Genomic DNA, 336 nt, shown 5'->3' with positions numbered 1-336 from the left:
CGGAATGTCATCCTGATCATGACAACGAATGCCGGGGCGTCCGATGCCTCGAAGAACTCCATCGGCTTTGGCCGTGGCAAGAAGGACGACGAGCAGGAAGAGGCACTCAAGCGTCTGTTCACGCCGGAATTCCGTAACCGTCTTGATGCGACGATCACTTTCGGCGGCCTGACGCCAGAGATCATTGATCGTGTGGTCGAGAAGTTCATTCTTCAGCTCGAAGTCCAGCTGGAAGATCGCAACGTCTCCATCGAGATCACCAAGCCTGCACGCGACTGGCTCGCCAAGCGCGGCTTCGACGCCGACATGGGCGCCCGGCCGCTGGCGCGGACGATC

The 336-nt window shown here is 59.8% G+C and carries 1 protein-coding gene; it reads left to right on the top strand.

Annotation, left to right across the window (positions count from 1 at the left end; genetic code table 11):
* Positions 1-336: AAA family ATPase (locus tag B4F73_RS06535; protein ID WP_290482793.1), on the top strand; the 336-nt coding region annotated here is incomplete at both ends.

Origin of the sequence: Hyphomonas sp. UBA3601, from assembly GCF_002375605.1 — a bacterium.
Classification (GTDB): domain Bacteria; phylum Pseudomonadota; class Alphaproteobacteria; order Caulobacterales; family Hyphomonadaceae; genus Hyphomonas.
The sequence above is the reverse complement of the archived record's forward strand: the minus strand, read 5'-3'. Positions and strand labels throughout refer to the sequence as shown.